This is a genomic window from Marichromatium sp. AB32, assembly GCF_003718675.1.
In the GTDB taxonomy this organism is placed as follows: Bacteria; Pseudomonadota; Gammaproteobacteria; order Chromatiales; family Chromatiaceae; genus Marichromatium; species Marichromatium gracile.
Window position 1 is genome coordinate 1 of sequence record NZ_RHFJ01000166.1, and the last position, 262, is coordinate 262.

The following is a 262-nucleotide window of genomic DNA, read 5'->3' on the forward strand; positions in this document are numbered from 1 at the left end:
CGCTCGCTGGCAAGCCGAGTCCGGCGCCATCGAGGTCGCGCTCGCCGCCGCCGAGGCCCTGCTCGCCGACCAAACCCGCATCCTCGGGCCCGATCACCCCCACACGCTCGCCACGCGCAACAACATCGCTTACTTGCAAGCCGAGTCCGGCGCCATCGAGGCCGCGCTCGCCGCCGCCGAGGCCCTGCTCGCCGACCAAACCCGCATCCTCGGGCCCGATCACCCCCACACGCTTAGCACGCGCAATAACATCACTTACTGG

At 70.2% G+C, this 262-nt stretch carries 1 protein-coding gene; it reads left to right on the forward strand.

Annotated features, from left to right (window positions below; translation table 11 throughout):
* Positions 1 to 262: tetratricopeptide repeat protein (locus tag EBL85_RS16990; RefSeq protein WP_148040596.1), on the forward strand; the 262-nt coding region annotated here is incomplete at both ends.